Below are 935 nucleotides of genomic sequence, written 5' to 3'. Positions count from 1 at the left end.
TTGCCGCGCGCGACGAGCCGCCGGTGCGACAGCGGCACCGGCGCGACCCGGTCGAAATGGCCCGCGCCGCGTGTATCGTCGACCAGCCGCGCGAGCCGCGTCGCGAATTCGGCGCCGAGTGCGAGCCGCGCGTGAAACTTCAGGCCGCGTGCCAACCCGTCGAGCGGCGCGCGGTAATCCGCGAGCGCGAGCGTCGCATCGAACGGCGGCGGGGCAGTGCGGCACGCATCGCATCGATACGCAGCCGGATGGCCGGCACCGGTGCGGCGGCCGCCGCGCGAACGCGGCTGCCCGACACCCAGCGGCAGCGCGCAGGCGTCGCAGCGCAATCGCGCTTCATTCCAGTACGCGGCGTCGCAAGCGTCGCAGATCACGGCGTGTGACAAATTGCCGCACAGCGCGCAGCGATTCGGCAGCGCGACCGCGGCGACTTTCGCCGCCAGCATGCGAACCTGCGACAAAACGACGCGCATCGTGCGTCCGGCGGAACTGCGGGTCATCGCAACACTCCTGCCACCCCGTCTCAATGAAGCTTCCGGGGCGAGCGAGTATACTTCGGGCTCTTCGCCAGTGTGCCCGACATGTCCCCAGCTTCGACTCCAACCGGCCGTCCGGCCAATGACGCCAGGCGCCTGCGGCGGATCTTCGACCGCCGTGCCGCCACCTTCGACGCGGTCGCGTTCCTGCCGCGCGAGATCGCGCAGCGGATGAACGAGCGTCTCGAATACATCAAGGTGAGCCCCACGGCCGTGCTCGATGCCGGCTGCGGCCCGGGCGACGATCTGCCGGCGCTGCGCGCGCGCTTTCCGGAAGCGCCCGTGTTCGGCGTCGACCTGTCCGGCGCGATGCTCGCGCGGGCCGGTCAGCGCGAGGTCGAACAAACCAACTGGCGCCGCTGGCTGCCGGCGTCGCTCGGGCGCGCGCTGGGCCAGCGA

At 71.6% G+C, this 935-nt stretch carries 1 protein-coding gene and 1 pseudogene; one reads left to right on the top strand and one right to left on the bottom strand.

From position 1 onward, the window contains the following. A pseudogene (locus tag G3N62_RS35555) lies at nt 1–500 on the bottom strand (ComF family protein); the annotation flags it as partial. 81 nt (nt 501–581) lie between these two features. Between G3N62_RS35555 and G3N62_RS35550 the strand changes: the two are divergent. After that, on the top strand, nt 582–935 hold a 354-nt coding region (locus tag G3N62_RS35550), incomplete at its 3' end, for a class I SAM-dependent methyltransferase (protein WP_206141560.1).

Source organism: Burkholderia sp. Tr-20355, from assembly GCF_017104685.1.
Lineage (GTDB): Bacteria > Pseudomonadota > Gammaproteobacteria > Burkholderiales > Burkholderiaceae > Burkholderia > Burkholderia seminalis.
Note: the sequence above shows the minus strand (reverse complement) of the source record. Positions and strands in the feature narration are given on the sequence as shown.